Below are 2,242 nucleotides of genomic sequence, written 5' to 3'. Positions count from 1 at the left end.
CGCCTACTACGGCGACGGGTCCACCCCGCTGGGGGACGACGAGTACGACGCCCTGCTGCGGGCCGTCACCGCCTACGAGGACGCCCACCCCGACGAGGTGCTGAGCGACTCCCCGTCCGGCAAGGTCGCCGGCGGCGCGGTCACCGGCGACGTCCCGCACAGCGTACCGATGCTGTCGCTGGACAACGTCTTCTCCGCCGAGGAACTCTCGAAGTGGGTCACCGGGCTGGAGCGGAACCTGGGCCGCGAGGTGACCGCCTGGTGCGTGGAGCCCAAGCTCGACGGCATGGCGGTGGCCGCCCGCTACCGCGCCGGACGCCTGCATCAACTCCTCACCCGCGGCGACGGCCTGGCCGGCGAGGACATCAGCCACGCCGCCGACGCCGTCCTAGGCCTTCCCGCCGCGCTCGCCGAACCCGTCGACGTCGAACTGCGGGGCGAGGTCCTGCTCACCCACGAGCAGTTCGGGCACGCCAACCGCCTGCGCGCCGAGCACGGCGCCACCCCGTTCGCCCACCCCCGCAGCGGCACGGCGGGCACCCTGCGCGCCAAGGACCGCCCCTACCGCGTCGAGCTGACCTTCTACGCCTACGGCGCCGTCGGCCTGGACGAGGACCTCGGCCACAGCGCCCTGCTGGAACGGCTCGCCGCCCTCGGGGCGAACACCGCCGCCACCACCCCGGCCCACCCGCGGCGCTGCGCCACCCCGGAGGACGTGCAGCGGCGAATCGAGGAGATCGCCGCGCTGCGCGCCTCGCTGCCGTTCGGCATCGACGGCGTGGTCGTTAAGGCCGACTCGGCCGCCGACCAGCGCGACGCCGGTACCGGGTCGCGCGCCCCGCGCTGGGCGGTGGCCCGCAAGCTGGCCGCCGAGCACAAGGTCACCCGGCTGCTCGACGTCGAGTGGAACGTCGGCCGCACCGGCATCATCGCCCCGCGTGCCGTCCTGGAACCCGTCGAGATCGACGGCGTCATCGTCACCTACGCCACCCTCCACAACCCCGCCGACATCACCCGGCGGGACCTGCGGATCGGCGACCAGGTCTTCGTCTACCGGGCCGGTGACGTCATCCCGCGGGTCGAGGCGCCGCTCGTCGACCAGCGCACCGGCGAGGAGCGGCCGATCGCCTTCCCCGAGGCCTGCCCCCGCTGCGGCGACGCCGTCGACACCGGCGAGCAGCGCTGGCGCTGCACCCGCGGCCGCGACTGCCAGGCCGTCGCGTCCGTCGTCTACGCGGCCGGCCGCGACCAGCTCGACATCGAAGGCCTGGGCCGCACCCGCGCCGTCCAGCTCGTCGAAGCGGGCCTGGTCACCGACATCGCCGACCTGTTCACCCTCACCCGCGACCAGCTCCTCGCCCTGGAACGGATGGGCGACACCAGCACCGACAACCTGCTGGCCGCGATCGGGACCGCCCGCAGCCGCCCGCTGGCCCGGGTGTTCTGCGCGCTCGGCGTGCGCGGCACCGGGCGCACCATGTCCCGCCGCATCGCCGCGCACTTCGGGTCCATGGCCGCCGTGCGCGCCGCCGACGCCGAGACGCTGGCCGCCGTGGACGGCATCGGCGCGGAGAAGGCCCGCGTCATCGTCGCCGAACTCGCCGACCTCGCGCCCCTCCTCGACAAGCTCGCGGCCCAGGACGTCGGCACCGCCGTCACCGAACCCCTGGCGCGGGCCGCCGCTGCGGACGCCGCCGCGGACGCCGTCGCCGGTGAGAACGCGGTCGGCGGCGACGGCGAGGCGCGGCCGGCCGGGGCCGGCCCGCTCACGGGCCAGGCCGTCGTCGTCACGGGCAGCATGACCGGCCCGCTCGCCGCCCTCTCCCGCAACGAGATGAACGAGCTCGTCGAGCGCGCCGGCGGCAAGGCCTCGTCCGCGGTGTCCGGCCGCACCACCCTGCTGGTGGCCGGGGAGAAGGCCGGCTCGAAGCGGGCGAAGGCCGAGACGCTCGGCATCCCGATCCTCACCCCGGACGAGTTCGCCGACCGCGTCGCCGCCTACCTGCCGTAGCGCCGCGGCGACGCGGTCCGCCTCCGGTGGGCCCGCCCTGTCCTCGCCCGTGCCCGGGCGGCCCACCGTCTCTCAGCGGGTCACCAACCGTTGCCTATCTCCAGGGCGGTGGTGACCTGGCCGGTGCCGCCGCTGCCCGGGTAGACGTAGAGGTTGCCGTTGCCGTCGTTGCGGGTGACGACGTCGGGTTTGCCGTCGCCGGTGTAGTCCGCGACACCGGCGAAGGTGAAG

The 2,242-nt window shown here is 75.2% G+C and carries 2 protein-coding genes; one reads left to right on the top strand and one right to left on the bottom strand.

Going from position 1 to position 2,242, the window contains the following annotated elements; translation table 11 throughout:
• A partial coding sequence (gene ligA, locus ABD308_RS23220) for an NAD-dependent DNA ligase LigA (RefSeq protein WP_344338184.1) occupies positions 1-2,011 on the top strand: 2,011 nt, incomplete at its 5' end.
• A gap of 80 nt (positions 2,012-2,091) precedes the next feature.
• Here ligA and ABD308_RS39750 read toward each other — a convergent pair.
• Positions 2,092-2,242: FG-GAP repeat domain-containing protein (locus ABD308_RS39750; protein ID WP_425554833.1), on the bottom strand; the 151-nt coding region annotated here is incomplete at its 5' end.

The sequence above is a fragment of the Kitasatospora putterlickiae genome (assembly GCF_039527695.1).
Classification (GTDB): domain Bacteria; phylum Actinomycetota; class Actinomycetes; order Streptomycetales; family Streptomycetaceae; genus Kitasatospora; species Kitasatospora putterlickiae.
Note: the sequence above shows the minus strand (reverse complement) of the source record. Positions and strands in the feature narration are given on the sequence as shown.